Annotated in this window: 17 protein-coding genes; 13 read left to right on the top strand and 4 right to left on the bottom strand. The window is 59.7% G+C overall.

The features are described 5' to 3' along the window. Nucleotides 1-28 precede the first annotated feature (28 nt). Both BIND_RS02740 and BIND_RS02735 read right to left on the bottom strand, forming a co-directional pair. Nucleotides 29-2239 (bottom strand): primosomal protein N', encoded by a 2211-nt coding sequence (locus tag BIND_RS02740; RefSeq protein WP_012383548.1) that lies wholly within the window; start codon nt 2237-2239, stop codon nt 29-31. Between the two features lie 69 nt (nt 2240-2308). After that, entirely contained in the window at nt 2309-3088 is a 780-nt protein-coding gene (locus tag BIND_RS02735) for a TerC family protein (RefSeq protein WP_012383547.1), read from the bottom strand. A 413-nt stretch (nt 3089-3501) separates the two neighbouring features. On the opposite strand from BIND_RS02735, the gene BIND_RS02730 reads away from it, so the two are divergent. From BIND_RS02730 to BIND_RS02720, 3 genes are all read left to right on the top strand, one after another. Further along, the gene (locus BIND_RS02730; RefSeq protein ID WP_012383546.1) at nt 3502-4872 is read left to right on the top strand and encodes a malonyl-CoA decarboxylase; all 1371 of its coding nucleotides are present in this window, start codon (nt 3502-3504) and stop codon (nt 4870-4872) included. Nucleotides 4873-4992: 120 nt separating this feature from the next. Continuing rightward, nucleotides 4993-5955: a biotin synthase BioB gene (bioB, locus tag BIND_RS02725; RefSeq protein WP_012383545.1), complete on the top strand. Its 963-nt coding sequence runs from the start codon at nt 4993-4995 to the stop codon at nt 5953-5955. A gap of 236 nt (nt 5956-6191) precedes the next feature. Beyond that, the gene (locus BIND_RS02720) at nt 6192-6722 is read left to right on the top strand and encodes a hypothetical protein (protein ID WP_012383544.1); all 531 of its coding nucleotides are present in this window, start codon (nt 6192-6194) and stop codon (nt 6720-6722) included. A 265-nt stretch (nt 6723-6987) separates the two neighbouring features. Here the strand turns inward: BIND_RS02720 and BIND_RS02715 are convergent, their stop codons facing one another. Continuing rightward, nucleotides 6988-7965, bottom strand: coding sequence for a class I SAM-dependent methyltransferase (locus BIND_RS02715; RefSeq protein ID WP_012383543.1), 978 nt, complete (start codon nt 7963-7965; stop codon nt 6988-6990). 135 nt (nt 7966-8100) lie between these two features. Between BIND_RS02715 and BIND_RS02710 the strand changes: the two genes are divergently transcribed. From BIND_RS02710 to BIND_RS02680, 7 genes are all read left to right on the top strand, one after another. Continuing rightward, on the top strand, nt 8101-8796 hold the full coding sequence (locus BIND_RS02710) for a helix-turn-helix transcriptional regulator (RefSeq protein ID WP_012383542.1): 696 nt from the start codon (nt 8101-8103) through the stop codon (nt 8794-8796). A gap of 76 nt (nt 8797-8872) precedes the next feature. After that, the gene (locus BIND_RS02705) at nt 8873-9247 is read left to right on the top strand and encodes a VOC family protein (protein ID WP_012383541.1); all 375 of its coding nucleotides are present in this window, start codon (nt 8873-8875) and stop codon (nt 9245-9247) included. Next, complete coding sequence (locus BIND_RS02700; protein ID WP_012383540.1) at nt 9244-9750, top strand: EVE domain-containing protein; 507 nt, start codon at nt 9244-9246, stop codon at nt 9748-9750. The genes BIND_RS02705 and BIND_RS02700 overlap by 4 nt, the downstream gene beginning before the upstream one ends. Before the next feature lie 404 nt (nt 9751-10154). Beyond that, nucleotides 10155-10982 (top strand): TonB family protein, encoded by an 828-nt coding sequence (locus BIND_RS02695; protein ID WP_012383539.1) that lies wholly within the window; start codon nt 10155-10157, stop codon nt 10980-10982. A 140-nt stretch (nt 10983-11122) separates the two neighbouring features. Then, nucleotides 11123-11863, top strand: a complete 741-nt coding sequence (locus tag BIND_RS02690) for a MotA/TolQ/ExbB proton channel family protein (RefSeq protein WP_012383538.1) — start codon at nt 11123-11125, stop codon at nt 11861-11863. Further along, the gene (gene tolR / locus BIND_RS02685) at nt 11844-12311 is read left to right on the top strand and encodes a protein TolR (RefSeq protein ID WP_012383537.1); all 468 of its coding nucleotides are present in this window, start codon (nt 11844-11846) and stop codon (nt 12309-12311) included. The genes BIND_RS02690 and tolR overlap by 20 nt, the downstream gene beginning before the upstream one ends. Nucleotides 12312-12441: 130 nt before the next feature. After that, nucleotides 12442-13416, top strand: a complete 975-nt coding sequence (locus BIND_RS02680) for an ABC transporter substrate-binding protein (protein WP_012383536.1) — start codon at nt 12442-12444, stop codon at nt 13414-13416. A gap of 123 nt (nt 13417-13539) precedes the next feature. On the opposite strand, the gene BIND_RS02675 is transcribed toward BIND_RS02680, so the two are convergent. Further along, nucleotides 13540-14490, bottom strand: a complete 951-nt coding sequence (locus BIND_RS02675) for a LysR substrate-binding domain-containing protein (protein WP_012383535.1) — start codon at nt 14488-14490, stop codon at nt 13540-13542. A 181-nt stretch (nt 14491-14671) separates the two neighbouring features. Here BIND_RS02675 and BIND_RS02670 point away from each other — a divergent pair, with 181 nt between their 5' ends. From BIND_RS02670 to BIND_RS02660, 3 genes are read left to right on the top strand one after another with little or no spacing between them, the layout of a single operon-like run. Next, nucleotides 14672-15697: an ABC transporter substrate-binding protein gene (locus BIND_RS02670; RefSeq protein ID WP_012383534.1), complete on the top strand. Its 1026-nt coding sequence runs from the start codon at nt 14672-14674 to the stop codon at nt 15695-15697. A gap of 5 nt (nt 15698-15702) precedes the next feature. After that, nucleotides 15703-16926 (top strand): acyl-CoA dehydrogenase family protein, encoded by a 1224-nt coding sequence (locus BIND_RS02665; protein WP_012383533.1) that lies wholly within the window; start codon nt 15703-15705, stop codon nt 16924-16926. Nucleotides 16927-16962: 36 nt separating this feature from the next. Beyond that, nucleotides 16963-17994 carry a D-isomer specific 2-hydroxyacid dehydrogenase family protein gene (locus tag BIND_RS02660; protein ID WP_012383532.1) on the top strand — a complete coding sequence of 344 codons (1032 nt, stop codon included), beginning with the start codon at nt 16963-16965 and terminating at the stop codon, nt 17992-17994. Nucleotides 17995-18047: the final 53 nt, after the last annotated feature.

Below are 18047 nucleotides of genomic sequence, written 5' to 3'. Positions count from 1 at the left end.
ATGCAAGGAACTGGCCGATCCAACAAAGTCAGAGAAAGCTTTGCGGATCGATATCGACACTGACACGGAGATCACCGCGCGGCGGCGGAGCGGCGGCGAGGACCGCGCGGATAAACCCCTGCAGATCGGCGCCACGCGGCGCCTTGATCAACAGGCGGAAGCGATGACGGGCACGAATGACCGTGATCGGCGCCGGCGCCGGTCCCAATAGGACGATGCCGTCGGCGTCCGGTCCCGGCGCCCCTCGTGCCAACAGATAGGCGGGGTTGGGTGGCATCGCATGAGCCGCCTGGACCAAAGCGCGGGCGTGACGTTCGGCGACGGCGGCCTCCTTGGCCGAGATGATCAAAGCGGCCAGCCGACGAAAGGGCGGCAAGCCGCCACGCCGGCGTTGCTCTGTTTCCTCGGCATAGAACCGCTCGGCATCGCCTGAGAGCAGAGCCGCGATGACCGGATGCTCCGGCTGCCAGGTCTGGATCAGGGCTTGGCCCTGCGTCTCGAAACGGCCGGCGCGCCCGGTGACCTGGCGCAAGATCTGAAACGTCCGCTCGGAAGCGCGCGGATCGCCATTGGCAAGACTGATATCCGCATCCACGACACCGACGAGCGACAGAAGCGGAAAATTATGTCCCTTGGCCACCAATTGCGTGCCAATGACAATATCGCAAGCACCTTGCGCGACAGCTTCGAGTTCGTCCCGCATACGCGCCGTGCCGCCGGGCAGATCCGAGGAGAGAACAAGGGTTCGGGCATTGGGAAAAAGCTCGGCGGCTTCCTCGGCCACTCTTTCAATTCCGGGACCGCAGGCGGTCAAATGATGCAGACCGCCGCAGGCCGGACAAGCCTCCGGCACGGGTTCAATATGGCCACAATGATGACAAACGAGCGCCTTGCGGAACCGATGTTCGACGAGCCATGCCGTGCAATGGGGACATTGGAAACGATGGCCGCAGAGCCGGCAAAGCGTCAGCGGCGCATAGCCACGCCGATTGAGAAAAAGCAGACTCTGCTCGCCTCGCGCAAGGGTTTCAGTCATCGCCTGCGCAAGGCGCGGGGAAATCCATTTGCCCGGCGACGGACCGGCTTTGCGCAGATCGATGGCGGAAAGAGCAGGCAGAACACGGCCACCATGGCGTGCATGCAGCCGCAGATGCCCATAGCGGCCCTGCTCCGCATTGACCCGCGTCTCGATCGAAGGCGTCGCCGAGGCCAGGATCACCGCGGACTTGGAAAGCTGGCCCCGCACCACGGCCATATCGCGGGCATGATAGGGGACGCCATCTTCCTGTTTATAGGCGCTATCATGTTCCTCATCCACGACAATCAGACGCAAATCCCTGAAGGGGAGAAACAAGGCTGAACGGGCACCCACCACGACCTTGATCCGCCCCTCGGCCACGGCCCGCCAGGTTCGGGCCCGGCGACGCGGACCAACGGCGGAATGCCACTCTCCAGGGCGCTCGCCGAAGCGCGTTGTAAAACGATCGAGAAATTGCGCTGTGAGCGCGATTTCGGGCAGGAGGATCAAAGCGTGCCCGCCGGTTTCGAGGGCCGAGGCGACGGCCTCGAAATAAACTTCCGTCTTGCCGGAACCGGTCACGCCTTCAAGCAGGGTGACAGTGAAAGTCTGCCGCCGCACCTGATTGGTGAGTTCCACCGCTGCGGCCGCCTGGTCCGGTTCCAGAGTGGGACCATGGGAAATCCCCTCGCGGACGCTATCCGGTTCGTCCACCAAAACCGTCGTCGCCAGGGTCCCCTCATCGATCAGACCATCGATGACATTGGGGGAACAGGCCGCCTTCTTAGCCAGTTCCTTTCGGGCGAGAACGAGTCCATCCCCAAGAGCCTCGAGAACACGGTGACGGGCCGGTGTCATACGGGCCGGCAAAACGCCCGCCCGCATGACTCCGAGGCGCGGCGGCTCCGGCGGCGCCTGCAAGGGCGTGCGGATCGCCATGCGCAACACCATGCCGCGTGGGCTCAAGGTCCAGCGCGCCACCCAGTCGATGAAGCGGCGCAGATCCTCTGCCAGAGGCGGCAGATCAAGGCGTGCCTGAATCAATTTGAGGTTGTCGGCGGCGCCCCGGCGCAAGTCCCAGACGATCCCCTCGGCCTGGCGCCTGCCGAGCGGCACGACGACGAAATCGCCCGGCGCGACGCCGAGATGCTCGGGGACCGCATAGGAATAAGCAATATCGACCGCGACCGGAATCAACACATCAGCGATCAGACGATTCATGCGTTCGAAGGCCCTGTCATTGCCGAGCGACGCTATCCACCTGCGGCCCGCATGGCCGTGCAAAACACATCATGCCTGCGGCTTTCTGCGCCGGCGCGCAATCATGTTCAAGCCCTCGATCAGAGCCGCAAAACCCATGGCCGCATAAACATAGCCCCTGGGGAAATGAAAACCAAACCCATCGGCGATCAGGGTTGTGCCGATCAGCAGAAGAAAACCCAGCGCCAGAATGACGATCGAAGGATTGCGATGAATGAAATTGGCGAGCGGATCGGCGGCCAGCAACATGGCCAGCACGGCGATGATGACGGCGATGATCATGATCGGCACATGTTCGGTCATGCCGACAGCGGTAATGATACTGTCAATCGAGAAGACGATGTCGAGCAGAATGATCTGCAAGACCACCATGCCGAAACTTTGCTTGCGCATAAGCTCTGCCGGCGCGTCCTCGGGATCGACCGTATCACGGATCTCCTTCGTCGCCTTGTAGACGAGGAAGAGCCCTCCGGCGAGCAGGATCAGATCCCGCCAGGAAAAGGTTTTGCCGGCAAGAGTAAGGACCGGATCGACGAGATGGACGATAAACGCTGCCATGCTCAGCAGCAAAATGCGCATGACGAGCGAAAGCGCGATGCCGATGCGCCGCGCCCGCCCGCTTTGGGGCGGCGGCAAGCGGCCGGATAATAAAGCAACAAAAACCAGATTATCGATCCCCAGGACGATTTCCATGGCGATCAAGGTGATGACGGCGATCCAGCTTGCAGGGTCAAGCGCCAGGCCGCGGAGACCATCGAGGGTCTCTATGAAACTCGTAAGATCGAAAGAGGATAGAGTGAGCGGGAGCATGGAGGGTGAACGTCTCGCAGGGGACGGAACGACGAGCGGGCGTTAAAGCCCCATGTAATCCAACGGTCATAATAAATGACCGTTGGACCGCTCTTGAGTTTTCGCTATCGCTTTGAAAAAGCGAAAATTCAAGAAAGGAACCAAGGTCGTTCTTTACGACCTTTGGTATAACGGGCGAATGATCCCAGCCAAACCTGAACAAGGCCAATGAAGAAGCTTATAGAGACCGGACAACAATGCTTCCACTGATTTTAGTGTCAGATTGACGCCGCATTCGAATTCTCCTTTTGTTTCAGTAAGCGATTGAGCACGAATCATCCCCCTGAGGGGACGCAAGCTTCTCGCAAGCGGAGGGGAGACTTGCCTGGACGGAGAAACCACGGCAAAGTCAAACGTGATATAAAGGCGCAAGGATGAACAGCACTTCGTTTTTCGATCTGGTCGCGTCCATCACGGAGCGGGGCCGCGATCTTCTTGCCCGTCGCCTGACTGCGATCGACCCCGAACACAATGCCAAAAGCCTGATCGAACTCTGTGAAGCCTTGCTGTCTGAACGGGGCGAGGCCTCCGGTCTTGCCCAGGCCGCCGAAATCCTTGAACGCTATCTCAGCCTCGACGAGGCGGAACGAATCGCCTTATTCACTGCTTTCGCTGAGAAATTCGGCCCCAACCGAGAACGGTTGACCAAAGCCGCCAAGGCATGGCTCGCGGATCCGCAGCACGCCGATGCCGGAGACCTGCATTATTATTCAGAATCCGTGCGGCAGGAGCTGTTCCGGCGCCTCAATCGCGCCCCTGGCGGCACGCATGCCCTGGTCGGCATGCGGGCGGATCTCATCACTCTCCTGCCCCAGAACAAACATCTCACGCCCGTCGATCGCGATCTCGCGCATCTGCTCGCCGTTTGGTTCAATCGCGGCTTTTTGGTGTTGCACCGGATCGACTGGTCGACCCCCGCTATCGTGCTCGAGAAAATCATCCGCTACGAGGCCGTCCATGCGATCCATGATTGGGCGGATTTGCGCCGCCGCATCGATTCACTGGACCGGCGCTGCTATGGCTTTTTCCATCCAGCTTTGATCGACGAGCCCTTGATTTTCGTCGAAGTCGCCTTGACGGAGAAAATGCCCGCCGCCATCGGCCCGTTGCTGGCGGAGGATCGGACTGTGGTTCCGCTCGAAAAGGCGCGCACCGCCGTCTTTTATTCCATTTCGACCTGCCAAAGGGGTCTTGCTGGCATTAGTTTCGGCAATTTTCTCATCAAGCAGGTGGTCGAGGAGCTTCGCCGGGAATTGCCGAATCTCACCACATTCGTGACGCTCTCGCCTGTTCCCGGCTTCATGCAATGGCTGCAAACGGCCGAAAACCTGCCCCTCACAGAGGAACAGCGCGCCATTCTGCCGAGCCTCAAGGAACCGAATTGGACGGAGAAGCCGGAAGAAGCCGAACAGCTCCAAAAGGTCATTGAACCCCTGGCGGCCTATTATTTTCTCAAGATCAAGCGCCCTGATGGCCGTCCACGCGATCCGGTCGCCCGTTTTCATCTTGGCAACGGGGCAAGGCTCGAGCAAATTCGCTGGCTCGGCGACCGTTCCCCGAGAAGCCTGAGCGAGGGCGCGGGGCTGATGGTCAATTACCTTTACGATCTCGACGATATCGAGAAAAACCACGAGGCTTTCGTCAAGACCGGCGAGATCATCACGTCGAGCGCGATAAAGAAATTATTGAAATCCGACCCGAAACCGCGTCCGTCCACGGCGGCCCTACCTCAACCTCGCGGCTAATTGCGGCGCCCCGTTGCCTGCTCTATCCCTGCGGATGACCCCACCCCATCTTGACGGATTGGGGCTCCGATTTGTCTTAGACCATTCTCCTTTGCCCCCGTCGCATTGCCCGAGGCTTTTATGAACGCACCCTTTGTCGTCAGTCCGGTCCGGCATGATTGGAGCCGGCACGAGATCAAGGCCCTTTATGATCTTCCCTTGCTCGAATTGATCGCCCGGGCGAGCCAGATCCATGCGCTCTATCATGATCCCAACGATCTGCAGAAAGCGAGCCTGCTCAGCATCAAGACCGGCGGCTGTTCTGAGGATTGTGGCTATTGTTCCCAGTCCGCCCGGCGCGATGAAGTGCATCTCGATCGGGTCGAGATGATGTCGCCCAGCGACGTGCTCGCTGTCGCAGCGCAAGCGCGCGACAATGGCGCCGATCGTTTCTGCATGGGCGCGGCCTGGCGGCAGGTGCGTGATGGCGCGGCGTTCGACGCGGTCTTGGAAATGGTCGAGGGCGTCCGCGCGCTCGGCATGGAAGCTTGCGTGACCTTGGGGATGCTGAACCAGTCCCAAGCGCAACGGCTGAAACAGGCTGGCCTCACCGCTTATAACCACAATCTGGACACCAGCCCTGAATTCTATCCCCAGATCGTCACCACCCATACTTATGACGAGCGGCTTGCCACGCTCGAGGCGGTCCGGGGCGAAGGCATTGCCCTCTGTTGCGGAGGCATTATCGGCATGGGCGAGACGGTCGAGGACCGCGTCGCGCTTCTTGCCATTCTCGCCGGTTTCGATCCCCATCCGGAAAGCGTACCGATCAATGCCCTGGTTCCCGTGGCCGGGACACCCCTCGGCGACCGGCAAAAACTCGATCCGCTTGAAATCGTGCGCATGATCGCCACGGCGCGGCTGGTCATGCCAGACTCCCGGATCAGGCTATCGGCCGGACGTTCTTCGCTGAGCCGCGAGGCGCAGATTCTGTGCATGGTCGCCGGCGCCAATTCGATTTTCTCCGGCAATGTTCTGCTCACGACACCCAATGCCAGTCTCGATGCGGACGAAGCCTTGATGGAAGCCCTGGCGCCTCGGTAAGCCCGGACTCAAGAGCGGATCACCCTTTCAACATTCTTCAGCATCGGGCACGATTCAAATCGAACGTCCGATGCATTCATTCACAATTGAACTGTTCATCGCTTTTACAGGAACCGATCGCGCTTTTCACTGTTCCCCCGCCGTTCCATGACACGACTTCTATTGGTGCCACGGTTTGCCCGCCAAACCGATACGGGTCGAATGATAATATTCGAGCTATTCGAGGGAGGAACAGAATGAAAATCATGCTTGCCTGTCTAGCCGCCGGTTCAACTCTTCTGGCGATCAATTCCGCGACCTATGCGGAACACGCCAAGACGAACAATGCGGAGCTCATACAAAGATTGAATACCGGCGCCCCTCCGGCGGTCGTCAAGAATGCGACGATCTTGGATGGAGACATGAAACCCGTCCGGGAAGGGACCAACGGGTGGACCTGCTTGGAGGTCATGAAGGCGCCGACCTGTGCCGATGAAGCCGGCATGGAATGGTTAAAGGCCCTGATGGCCAAAGGGCCAGCGCCCCAAAAAATCGGTTTCATCTACATGCTTCATGGCGATGAAGGCGCCAGCAATACCGACCCCTTCGCCACAGGCAAGACAGCCGATAATTATTGGATCACGACCGGTCCCCACGTCATGATCGTCGGGGCGGCAGCAAAGGACATGATGCAGGCCTATCCGCGTGATCCCAAAGCCGATCCGAATAAGCCTTATGTGATGTGGCCCGGTACCCCTTATGAACATTTGATGCTGCCGGTTAAGTAATGACATCAAGAAAAGCCCCGCATGTATGCCCGCTGGCAAACAGAATACAAATTATAGTATTGATTTTATTATAGTTTATTTTTTGGCGTGCCATATGTGCCCACCCGAATTGCCAGAAAAAATAAGAGTTATGATTGCATTTTGCTGACGGGGCTTTGCTTCAAACGGCGATGTTTAAGACCGCCCTTGAAGGAATATCCTGGCGACAGGCTCTGGCAGAGGGCTTTGGCCATCGAGCCTGCGCCAGGATTTAGGGCGGAGGCTCTTATGCCTGCTTCGCATTATCGGCCTCATAGAGCCAGCAGGCACCGCCGAGCTCGATCTTTCCCGCACTCACACAAGTTGCAAGGGTTGAGCGCAACCGAGCTTTAATCTCGGCTCGAAGCTGGGCATCGGCCTCCCGCATCAAGGCTGCGACAGGTCCGGTATTCACAACGAGAGGCAAGGCCGCTTCAACGGCTGCTTGAATTGGATCCTCCGCTTGCGCTGGAGCTTCTCCAAGCGGCAGCAATTCCGCAACGCGGGTTGCTCTGACATGGGTGAAACCAGCCTTGGTCAGCAGGTCGCAGACAAGCTTGGGATCAGAGAAGGCGTAAGGACCCGGAACATCCGGAGAGGGCATCGCGCATTTCGCCGCAAGATCTGCGGGCAAAGGGGGTGCGAGATCAATAACGGAATCGTAAAGCTGTTTGACCCAGGGGTTTTCCTCAAGAGGGCACCAGCAGAGTATAGCCAGCCGTCCTTGCGGCTTAAGGCCAAGCCGAATGTTTTTAAACGCGGCCAGCGGATCGGCGAAAAACATCACGCCAAAGCGTGACGTCACGAGATCGGCAAGGGGCTCAAACCGATAAGTCATGGCATCGGCGGCAATGAATTGGAGCTTTTGGGCTTCCGTGGCGCCCGCCTCCTGGGTCCGCTCAACGGCGCGAGCGAGCATGGGCTTTGAAATATCGAGCGCGATGACTTTGCCCTGGGCCCGCAGTTTGGCGGCGAGCGCCAAAGAAAGATCACCGCAACCGCAGCCAATTTCATAAATTGTTTCATCGCCCGAAAGATGAGCAGCTTCGATCAAAGCCTGTGTCAAAGGCGCAAAGGCCGCATCAAGCAGGGCCTGATAAAGGCTCCATTTCTCTCCCGCCAACCCATTCCAAAATTCGATCTGCGCGGCATTTGGATTGGCGTCCAAGGTCATTCCCGTCACCTGTGTCTGCATCTGCATGGAGTGTCGAAAAAACGGCACCATTCGTGCCCTTCCTATAGCATCCCTCAAGTCCGCATGTTTCTTATTTGGTTTAAGGGGCTGCGTGACGCATCGTGCAGGGTGTGGTAGCTGCCACTGCCACTATCTGGCAGCAAGGCCTGTCTATACGAATGCCACATGTCACGCTCTGAACGGCTTTTCGATCTTCTGCACGCCTTGCGCGGGTATCGCCGACCTGTCAGCGGGAAGGTGCTGGCCGATGAGATCGGCGTCAGCATCCGCACGCTCTATCGGGATATCGCCAGCCTGCAGGCACTGGGGGCCGGGATCGAGGGCGAGCCTGGCATCGGCTATATCCTGAAGCCGGGCTTCCTGCTGCCGCCACTGATGTTCACGTCGGAGGAGATCGAGGCGCTGGTACTCGGTTCACGTTGGGTGGCCGATCGAGCAGATGACCGGCTGCGCGAGGCCGCGCGAAGCGCGCTAACGCGGATCGCCGAGGTGTTGCCAGCCGACCTTCGCGATGACCTCGATGCATCGGCGCTGCTGGTCGGCCCCGGCGCATGTATCCCTACCGATAACGTCAATCTGGCATTGCTACGCAAGGCGATTCGCACCGAACGCAAGTTGGTGCTCGCCTATCGCGACGGCACCGGCGCGGCGTCGGAGCGCATCGTGTGGCCGTTCGCGCTCGCCTTCTTTGATTCTGTACGCGTACTGCTCGGGTGGTGCGAATTACGTCGAGGCTTCCGCCATTTTCGAACCGACCGGATCGTCTCCGTTACACCGGTCGAGGCACGTTATCCTAAGCGGCGGCAAGCTCTGTTGAAGGAATGGCGTGAGACGGAGGGAATAACGAAAGGATTGGACTGATCCGTATCCTGCTGCCGAAAACTGACAGCATGCCTGTGTAGCATCCGCTCTATCCACTCCTGGATCGGAGCATCATATGAACGACACCAATATTCTTCTCCTCTATGTCGCGGACGCACCGGCAAGTGCGCGCTTCTATGCCGAACTGTTCGGCATAGAGCCAGTCGAGGCGAGTCAAACCTTCGCGCTCTTCATCCTGCCATCGGGACTGGCACTGGGGCTGTGGGGCAAGGCGGATGTGCAACCAGCCCCGGTCGCGGGGGGTGGCGGCAGCGAAATCGGCTTTAAAGTGAAAGGTGCGGAGGAAATCGACAACACCCATGCCAATTGGCTGGCCAAGGGCGCGACAATCGCCTTCCCGCCGACCGATCTCGATTTTGGACGCAGCTTCGTCGCGCTCGATCCCGATGGACACCGCCTGCGCGTCTATGCTGCCGCGGAGAAGATGTGAGCGCCCCGGCGCGCCATTGGATTGCCGTCGCCTCGGCCGAGCATGTCGCGCTCGGTCGAACGCTCGGCATCATGCAGGTCTGCCACGGGAAGGCCGCGTCCCTCCGACGGGTCGCTCCTGGCGATCGGATCATTTACTATTCACCGATGATACGCTTCGGGTGCAAGGACCGCCTCCAGGCTTTCACCGCTATCGGCACTGTCTGCGAGGGAATGCCCTATCAGGTCGAAATGACAACCGGGTTCAAGCCATGGCGACGTGAGGTTCGATGGTCTTCGTCGCGTGACGCACCGATCAGGCCGCTGCTCGACCGGCTGGCGTTCACACACGGGGACAGGAATTGGGGCTACCGCTTCCGGTTCGGATTGTTCGAGATTACCATCGAGGATGCCGAACTGATCGCAACGGCGATGATGCCGGATTGCGGAGAATCGGAGGCTCAGACGCGAGAACAGCTTCTCGCCATCGGTCAGAGTTGCCCGTCCGGCGTGACGTGCCGGTAAAGCGTCTGTTGGGGGATGCCGCGCTTGGCGCAAAGCTCGGCGACCTTGGGCTTACCCCACCGCTTGCGCAAGGTTGAGCTTGGCGGGCGTCATCTTGAACGGTCGTCCGCCATGCCGTCCGCGCGCAAGCCGAGGCCGGTGCGGGTGCGTTCGATGATCAGCTCGCGCTCGAACTCGGCGAGACCGGCCCGGTCCCTAAACGCCCAATTTCACCACGATCACGCGGCGCCATGCCATAATGACTCTCTACTCCATTGAAAAACAAAGCTTAATAGGCCATCCCATTCGCATGGTTGATGAATTGATGAGGATTCTGGACTATTGCATTGCAATAAATCCACTTGTTTTATATTTCTAGTAATATAGTGTATTAATAATGGAACTTTTCGTGGGTTTGAACCACCATGACGGCTGCTCTCGCTCCAAATTTTCCCACCTATTCTGATCAGGCGAATGGTCTGTTTCAGCCTGAAGGCGGCGCGCAAGGGCTTTTGCTCCCTGAGCCGCAAAAGCCGTCCTATCGCACCACCGGCCTCGTCCTTCTGGTCTATGCCCTGGCTCTGGCCGCGGTCGTGACCTATACCGCCAAGCCGGTGGAAGTGCCTCCCGAAGAGCCGTTGGAATTGGTGATCGAACCTGCCGCACCCGCCGGGGAACAAGCCCCCGCGGCCGAGCAGCAGCCTGAACAGCCCCCAGTCGAAGAGCCGCCGCCCGTCGAGGAACCGACACCGCCGACACAGGATCTGGCGCCGCCGCCCGCCGTCGAGCCGGAACCCGTCGCCCCCGTCGAGCCACCCAAGCCCGTACAGCCGAAGCCTCCCGTCAAGAAGGTCGAGAAAAAGCCGCCGCCACCGAAAGCCGCCGCGCCAAAGGCCGCCACCGCTGGCGGTCATCCCGGTGTACCAGCCGGTGGGGCCGGCGCCGGCGGCCCCATCCCAGCGGGCGCCATTCCCTCCGGCTATGCCAATCTCGTCCAGGCGCGTATCGCCAGATCGGCCGGCAATAATTATCCCCGCGCCGCCTTGGCGGCTGGCGCCAGTGGCCGTGTTCCCTATCGCATCGTCATCAGCCCCACGGGCCAGCTCATTTCAAAAAGCATTACATCGTCCGGCAATCCGGCCTTCGACGCCGCCGCTTCGGATGCCCTTGCCCGCGCTGCGCCTTTCCCGCCGCCGCCCGGTGTCAACCGGCCCGTCTCTCTCTCCGGCGCTATTGCCTATCGCCTCCATTGAAGCCGGTCAGACCCGCTTGGTCGAGCGGAGAAGAGTCCCCACAGGCCCGTCGAAACGGCGCTTTCTTCTCTCGCAGATCCGACCAAACCCTGTTGGCTCCGTGAATAGTCCTGTTTCTCCCACTTCGAAGAGGTTGATCGATGAGTGATCCAGTTTCCGGAGCGGCGCCCGCCGCCGCTCATGTCCTGTCACCGGTTGAATTGTTTTTACAGGCCGACAGCGTCGTCAAAACAGTGATGATCCTGCTGGTCCTCGCATCCGCCTGGGGCTGGGTGGTCATTTTCAACAAATTGATCCGTTTGAGCGTGTTGCAGAAACGCGCCGCCAAATTGCTGAAAAGCGTGCAGGAAGGCCTGCCGGTCGCAACGCTCGCCGAGAGCTTCGACAAGGCTCCCGCCAATGATCCTTTCGTGAGTGTCTACAAGGCCATGATCGAGGAACATGCGCGTTCCGCCGATCTCATCTACACCGATGGCCAGCGCGATAGCTTGCAGGAGCGCATACATCGTGTCGCGCATCTCGCGAGTTCCCACGCCATCGATCAATTGCAGAGCCAATTGCCTGGCCTTGCCACGATTGGCGCCGTCGCGCCCTTCGTCGGACTGTTTGGCACGGTCTGGGGCATCATGAATTCCTTCCAGGGCATCGCTGCTTCCAACAATACCAGCCTGTCGGTCGTGGCCCCCGGTATCGCCGAGGCGCTCTTCGCCACCGCTCTCGGCCTCGTCGCTGCCATCCCGGCGGTCGTCTTCTACAACCGCATCGGCACGGACATCAGCAAATACAGCAAGAAGCTGTCCGCCTTCATCAACGTGTTCGAGATCGAATTGTCCCGACAATTGTCCAAGAAAGGAGAGCGCAGTGGCCTTCGCGTCGCCTAAAGCCGATGGGGGCGAAGCCGCCCCCATGAGCGATATGAATGTCACGCCGTTGGTCGACGTGATGCTCGTGCTCCTCATTGTGTTCATGGTCGCAGCGCCCTTGATGGCGACCGGTGTGCCCGTCGATCTGCCAAAGGCGCAGACCAAGCCGCTGAACGAACAAAAGCCACCCATCGCCGTCAGCATCGACGCGGCAGGCAAGTTCTTCGTTGATCAAGCGGAAGTCGCGCCCGAGGAACTCATCTATGTGCTCGGACAGAATGCCGAGAGCAAGGACCGGCGCATTCATGTGCGCGGTGACAAGGCCATCGCCTATGGCAAAGTGATCGAGGTCATGGGCCTCATCAATTCGGCAGGATACACCAAGGTCGCGCTTGTCTCCGAGGCTCCGGGTGCCGCAACGCCAAGCCCGGCCGCGTCGACGCCGGCTCCAGCACCTGCTCCCTGATCTCTCGCACCGGCGCTCGGCCCCACACGAGCGCCGGTTTTTTTCGCTTGTCTCTTGGCGCCTGCTTTTCCAGCGGGCGCTTTTCCCATCGCAGACACATAGTCCCGGTCATCACACGATTGCATCCCGCATGGCTCGTCGTCTCCCTCTGATCCTTTCATTTTTGAGCGTGTTCCTGTTCACGGTCACACCCTTGGCCGCCGATCAGGCAACGAATGCCGATAGCGTTTTGCGGATCGGCGATCAGAAAGGCGGTCTGCACGCCCTCATGGCGGCCGCCAATGTTCTCGGCGACTTGCCCTATCGGATCGAATGGCTGGTTTTTCCAGCGGCGGCGCCATTGCTCGAGGCTTTGCGGACGGGTGCCATCGATGCCGGCGGTGTCGGCGATGGTCCCTTCGTTTTCGCCGCGGCCGCCGCCGCCCCCATCAAGGCCGTCTATGCCTATCGTTCGGATGGCAGCAATACAGCGATTGTCGCCAGCGCCAATTCCGCCATTCACGCGCCCGCCGATCTCAAGGGGAAAAGCATAGCGACCGGACGCGGTTCGATCGGCCATTACATCCTGGTCAAGACACTCGACGCCGCGACCCTTTCGCCGCAAGACGTGAAACCGGTCTTTCTCAGCCCCGCCGATTCCCGCGCCGCCCTGAAATCGGGCTCTGTCGAGGCCTGGGCAACCTGGGAGCCTTATACGGCTCTGACGGAAATCCAGGACGGGTCCCACATCATCATCGACGGCGGCAAAGGCTTTTTGAGCGGGCTCGGCTATCTCGTCGCGTCCGACAAGGCCATCGCGAGCAATGCCACGCAGCTCGCGGATTTCATTCATCGCCTATCGCGTGCTCACCGCTGGGCAAAGACGCATTTACAAGATTACGCCGAGGTCTGGTCGAAGGAAACCGGCTTTCCGGTCGAAGTCGCCCTCCTTGCCCTCAAGCGGATGAATGCAACCCCGGAGCTGATCGACGGCGCGATCACCAATGAACAACAGAAAACCGCCGACGTCTATTTCGGTGCCGGCATCATTCCCAAACGGCTCGATGCGGCCCTGTCATTCGATACCCGTTTCAACGCGTCTATCGCTTCAGATGACACGCGATGATCTACCATCACCCTGAAAGCCGAGAGCCCCAATCCGGAGAAAGCGGGATCGAGCCCACTAATCAAGGGATCACGAGGACACACTTCCGTTTTCAACATCGTATGCGCGGTTGAATACAACGTATCAATTCGAAGACAGAGCCAGCGAGGTTTTACCCCGTGCCGGGGGGATACACATCGAGCGCGAGGCGACGGTCTGCAGACTGCCGCTCGGCAAAGCCGATTCCAGGGTTTCGACAAGGATCGTTTCCAGAAACGATGTCAGATGCGGATAGCGCCTGGCACTATTGTAAAGGACGATAGAGACGCGGGGCAGATCGGGCAGACCATGATCAGGATCAAGCGCGCTCAAGGAGCGCGGCATGCCCAGCGGCGTGCGCACGGTAATGCCAAGCCCGGCCTCTGTCGCCGCCCACAGGCCTGCAAGGCTCGGGCTCGTGAAGGCGAGACGCCAGGCGGTCTGGTGGCGATCGAGCGCGTCAATACCAGTTTGCCGGAACCAGCATGGCGGATCGAGCAGAATCAAGGGCACGTCCTGGTTTTTGTCGAGGCGAAATCCGGTGCTGCCGATCCAGCGCACCGGCACTTCGGCCACGAAGGAGGCGCCGGGCCGCTCGACCGGCCCAAAGGCTAAAGTCAGATCCAGAAGATCCTGATTATAAAGCTGCAAAAGCTCCACGCTGCGATCGGTCCGCAATTCGATATGGACCCTCGGATAAGCTTCGCTGAAACGCGCCAGCACTTTCGGCAGCCATTCCGAAGTGAGGTCGAAAGGCACGCCAAGCCGCACGATCCCCTCGACGCCGACACCCCGCGTGGCGGCCAAGGCCTCGTCGTTCAGGGCCAGGATTCGTCGCGCATAGCCGAGCAGGAGATCACCGGCATCGGTCAAAGAAATGCCGCGACCTTGTTTACGGAACAAGGTCTTGCCGACCTGTTCCTCCAGCTTGTGCATCTGCAGGCTGATGGCAGAAGGCGAGCGCCCGAGACGTTCGGCGGCGCGCCCCAGTCCTCCGAGTTCGCTGGCCACGGATAGGGTCCGCAACAGATCCATGTCGAGATTTGTCAGGCGCATGCTTGAGCTTTTCCAACCATCGGCTTGAAAATTACGAAATATTCTCTCGGTTTGCTTCCCGATACTAGATTATAAAATCTATAATGTATATAGATATATTCGCGCCCTACCTAGACCAAGGCGCGCGAGCTCGACTGCCAAGCGGCGGTTCACACCATCGCCGTACCTTCAGGAGCCGCCGATGTCGAAAATCTTGCCCGTGATAAGCACTGGTCTCAGCCGACGCCTTCTGCTGCAAGGAGCCGCCGCGACAACCGCATTGGGAGCCTCCGCGCTCGGTCCTGGCCTCGCCTTGGCAAGCGGGGAAAAGCCTTTGCGGGTTGCCCGCTCCAAGGGCCGTTTTGATCCTGAACTTCTCTTTGCTTCCTCCGGTGTGACCCCGCCGTCCCATCCCATCGCCTATTCGGAATTTGGCAGTGGCAAATTGGCCGCCGAAGCCTTGAACGCCAATGCGCTCGATATAGGCGCGATGAGTGAGATTCCGCCGATCTTCATCGCCAATGCCGATCCGAAATTCCGGCTCATCGCGGTCATAAAGGGTGATGTCAATCAACAGGTCGTGCTGGTCCCGCGCGAGTCGAAGATTGCTTCGATAGCCGATTTGAAAGGCAAGCGCGTCGGTTATGTCCGCTCCACGACATGCCATTATTTCCTGCTCAAAATGCTAGCCGAAGCCGGCTTGAGCTTCAATGATATCACGCTCGTCAACCTCTCTCCCGCCGATGGGCAGGCGGCCTTCACGCGCGGCGCGCTGGATGCCTGGGCGATCTACGGCTATTCGGTCTCGCTGGCGGTCCATAATGAAGGCGCGCGTATTTTGAAAACCGCGCTCGGCTATCTATCAGGCAATTACACGATCGCCGCTCATGTCGACGCCATCGCCGATCCCGTCCGGCATGCCGAAATCGCCGAATTCCTGGTCCAATGGAAGCGCTCCTTCGGCTGGCTCAATACACACCACGAAGTCTGGGCGCCGATCGAGGCTAAAGCTTTGGGCTTACCCCAGGACTTCATCCTGGAAGAATTGCGCAATCAAAGCGCGCCCTGGCAGATCGGCCCGGTCGATGACGCAGCCATTCGTTCACAGCAGGATGTCGCCGACGTGTTTTACGCCGCAGGGCTCATTCCCAAGCCTGTCCAAGTGGCCGCATTATGGGACCGCAGTTTCAATCCGGTCCTCGTCGAGACCCACATAACGGAGAAATAAACTGCATGACGCACTCTTCCCCCGACCTTGCGTCTCCTCTTTCCGCGATCTCCGATCTCGATCCCATCCTCGCTTCCCTGACGGCGGAATTTTCCGGGCGCGCGGCGGAACACGACCGTCAGGCCTCTTTCGCCTTTGAAAATATTGCTCGCCTGCGTGAGCTGGGTCTTCTCGGCCTGACTGTCCCCAAAATTTTCGGCGGCGGCGTCCCCTCGGCCTTCGGCGGTGGCGAGGTCACTTTATCTCTGGCGGCCAGGATCATCCGAGCGATCGGCCAAGGCGACCCTTCGACCGCGCTTGTCCTCGTCATGCAATATGTCCATCATATTCATCTTGCCCGCGATGATCGCTGGCCCGCTTCTTTGCGCGAGCGCGTCCAGCGCGATGCGGTGGAGAATGGCGCTCTTATCAATTCCCTGCGCGTCGAGCCCGAGCTCGGCACCCCGGCTCGCGGCGGCCTGCCCAATACGATCGCCCGCCGGACGCCGGAAGGCTGGCGCCTTTCAGGCCATAAGCTCTATTCGACCGGCATTCCTGCCTTGACCTGGCTTTCCGTCTGGGGCCGCACCGATGACGACAATCCGAGTGTCGGCCCGTTCCTCGTCCATCGCGACACGCCCGGCGTCAAAATCATCGAAAGCTGGGATCATCTCGGCATGCGCGCGAGCGGCAGCCACGAAGTCATTTTCGAGGATGTTCTCATTCCCCTCGACCATGCCGTCGATCTGCGCCCGCCGGCAGCTTGGGCGCGCGGTTTTGATCCCGATCAAATGGCCTGGATGACGGTCCTCGTCGCCTCCCTTTATGATGGCGTCGCGCAAGGCGCCCGCGACTGGTTTGCTGAGTTCGCCAATGAACGCGTGCCCGCCAATCTCGGAGCGCCGCTCGCAAGCCTGTCACGCTTCCAGGAGGCCGCCGGCGTCATCGACGCGCTTTTATTCAGCAATGCGATCATCCTGCAAAAGATCGCCGAAGCTACCGACCGGGGCGATTACCCTTCCGTCAGGGACTGCAATTTCACCAAATATATCGTCACGAAAAACGCCATCGAGGCCGTGGAACATGCGCTGGAACTGTCCGGCAACCCTGGCCTGACCCGTTCGAATCCACTCGAGCGTCATTATCGTGATGTCCTGTGCAGCCGCATTCACACGCCACAAAACGATGTCATTCTAACCAGCGCCGGCCGTGATGCCTTTGCCAGCCGGGCTTTGCGAGAGGTCGCCTGACGCGAGCAGCCGGGACACCGATCGAAAGGGTGAAGCATGAACCAGATCGTGAACAGCAAGGTGCGGCCGCTTCTGGTCGCCAGTCAATTAGGGGCTGAGCTCAATGCCCGGATCGCCCGAGAGGTTGAAGGCCTGACCTTCATCGACGTGCCGCCTGGACCACTCGATGAACGCGCGACCGATGCGGAGGTCGTCTTCGCCGCCCCGACCCATGGCTCGGTGGCCCGGTCCTGGACTGTCGTCCCCAAGAGCTGGCCAGGCTCCATTCGCTGGATTCAATTAATTTCAGCCGGCATCGATGGCTATCCACGCTGGATTTTCAACGGCCCAACCGTCACCTGCGCGCGCGGTCCCTCGGCGCAACCGATCGCGGAATTCGTGCTGGCGACAATTTTTGCCTCTGCGCGCCATCTTCCCGAACTGTGGGTCACGAACCCGCAAGAATGGAAGGATAAGAAGAAAACGACGCGCGACATTGCCGGCCTGCCCAAGGGCAGCATCCCTACCAATATCGTCGGTCGCCGTCTTGCGGGTACGACCCTGGGTCTCGTGGGCTTCGGCGCGATCGGCCAAAGGATTGCAGAACTAGCCTTGGCACTCGGTTTTCATGTCGTCGCCACGCGCCGCACCGATAAGCCCTTCGATATTGAAGGTGTCGAACGTGCCGCTGATGCGGGAGAGGTTTTCGCGCGGGCCGATTTCGCGGTTCTGGTCGCCCCGGCAACGCCGCAGACCGACCATCTCATCAATCATGCGGCTTTGGCCAAGGCCAAACAAGGCTTGCATCTGATCAATGTCGCGCGCGGTTCCCTGATCGACGACAAAGCCCTACTCGAAGCCCTTGATGACGGCAGAATAGGCCTCGCAAGCCTTGATGTAACCGACCCCGAACCCCTGCCCGAAGGCCATCCCTTCTACACCCATCCCCGCATCCGGCTGACCCCCCATATTTCGATGATGACCGATCAAGCCGACACGGAGCTGATCGCGAAATTCGCCGATAATATTGCCCGCTATCGCCGCGGCGAGCCCTTGCGTGACCCTGTCGATAGCGTGCGCGGCTATTGAATTTTGCGGACTGGAAATCGTTCATCCTTGCTTCTATGACCCGGGCACGGTCA

Origin of the sequence: Beijerinckia indica subsp. indica ATCC 9039 (assembly GCF_000019845.1) — a bacterium.
Classification (GTDB): Bacteria; Pseudomonadota; Alphaproteobacteria; order Rhizobiales; family Beijerinckiaceae; genus Beijerinckia; species Beijerinckia indica.
The sequence above is the reverse complement of the archived record's forward strand: the minus strand, read 5'-3'. Positions and strand labels throughout refer to the sequence as shown.

What these genes read in the sequence shown, in the direction of transcription:
- BIND_RS02740 (WP_012383548.1), bottom strand. Translation starts at nt 2,239, where the DNA reads ATGAATCGTCTGATCGCTGATGTGTTGATTCCGGTCGCGGTCGATATT.
- BIND_RS02735 (WP_012383547.1), bottom strand. Translation starts at nt 3,088, where the DNA reads ATGCTCCCGCTCACTCTATCCTCTTTCGATCTTACGAGTTTCATAGAG.
- BIND_RS02730 (WP_012383546.1), top strand. Translation starts at nt 3,502, where the DNA reads ATGAACAGCACTTCGTTTTTCGATCTGGTCGCGTCCATCACGGAGCGG.
- bioB (WP_012383545.1), top strand. Translation starts at nt 4,993, where the DNA reads ATGAACGCACCCTTTGTCGTCAGTCCGGTCCGGCATGATTGGAGCCGG.
- BIND_RS02720 (WP_012383544.1), top strand. Translation starts at nt 6,192, where the DNA reads ATGAAAATCATGCTTGCCTGTCTAGCCGCCGGTTCAACTCTTCTGGCG.
- BIND_RS02715 (WP_012383543.1), bottom strand. Translation starts at nt 7,965, where the DNA reads ATGGTGCCGTTTTTTCGACACTCCATGCAGATGCAGACACAGGTGACG.
- BIND_RS02710 (WP_012383542.1), top strand. Translation starts at nt 8,101, where the DNA reads ATGTCACGCTCTGAACGGCTTTTCGATCTTCTGCACGCCTTGCGCGGG.
- BIND_RS02705 (WP_012383541.1), top strand. Translation starts at nt 8,873, where the DNA reads ATGAACGACACCAATATTCTTCTCCTCTATGTCGCGGACGCACCGGCA.
- BIND_RS02695 (WP_012383539.1), top strand. Translation starts at nt 10,155, where the DNA reads ATGACGGCTGCTCTCGCTCCAAATTTTCCCACCTATTCTGATCAGGCG.
- BIND_RS02690 (WP_012383538.1), top strand. Translation starts at nt 11,123, where the DNA reads ATGAGTGATCCAGTTTCCGGAGCGGCGCCCGCCGCCGCTCATGTCCTG.
- BIND_RS02680 (WP_012383536.1), top strand. Translation starts at nt 12,442, where the DNA reads ATGGCTCGTCGTCTCCCTCTGATCCTTTCATTTTTGAGCGTGTTCCTG.
- BIND_RS02675 (WP_012383535.1), bottom strand. Translation starts at nt 14,490, where the DNA reads ATGCGCCTGACAAATCTCGACATGGATCTGTTGCGGACCCTATCCGTG.
- BIND_RS02670 (WP_012383534.1), top strand. Translation starts at nt 14,672, where the DNA reads ATGTCGAAAATCTTGCCCGTGATAAGCACTGGTCTCAGCCGACGCCTT.
- BIND_RS02665 (WP_012383533.1), top strand. Translation starts at nt 15,703, where the DNA reads ATGACGCACTCTTCCCCCGACCTTGCGTCTCCTCTTTCCGCGATCTCC.
- BIND_RS02660 (WP_012383532.1), top strand. Translation starts at nt 16,963, where the DNA reads ATGAACCAGATCGTGAACAGCAAGGTGCGGCCGCTTCTGGTCGCCAGT.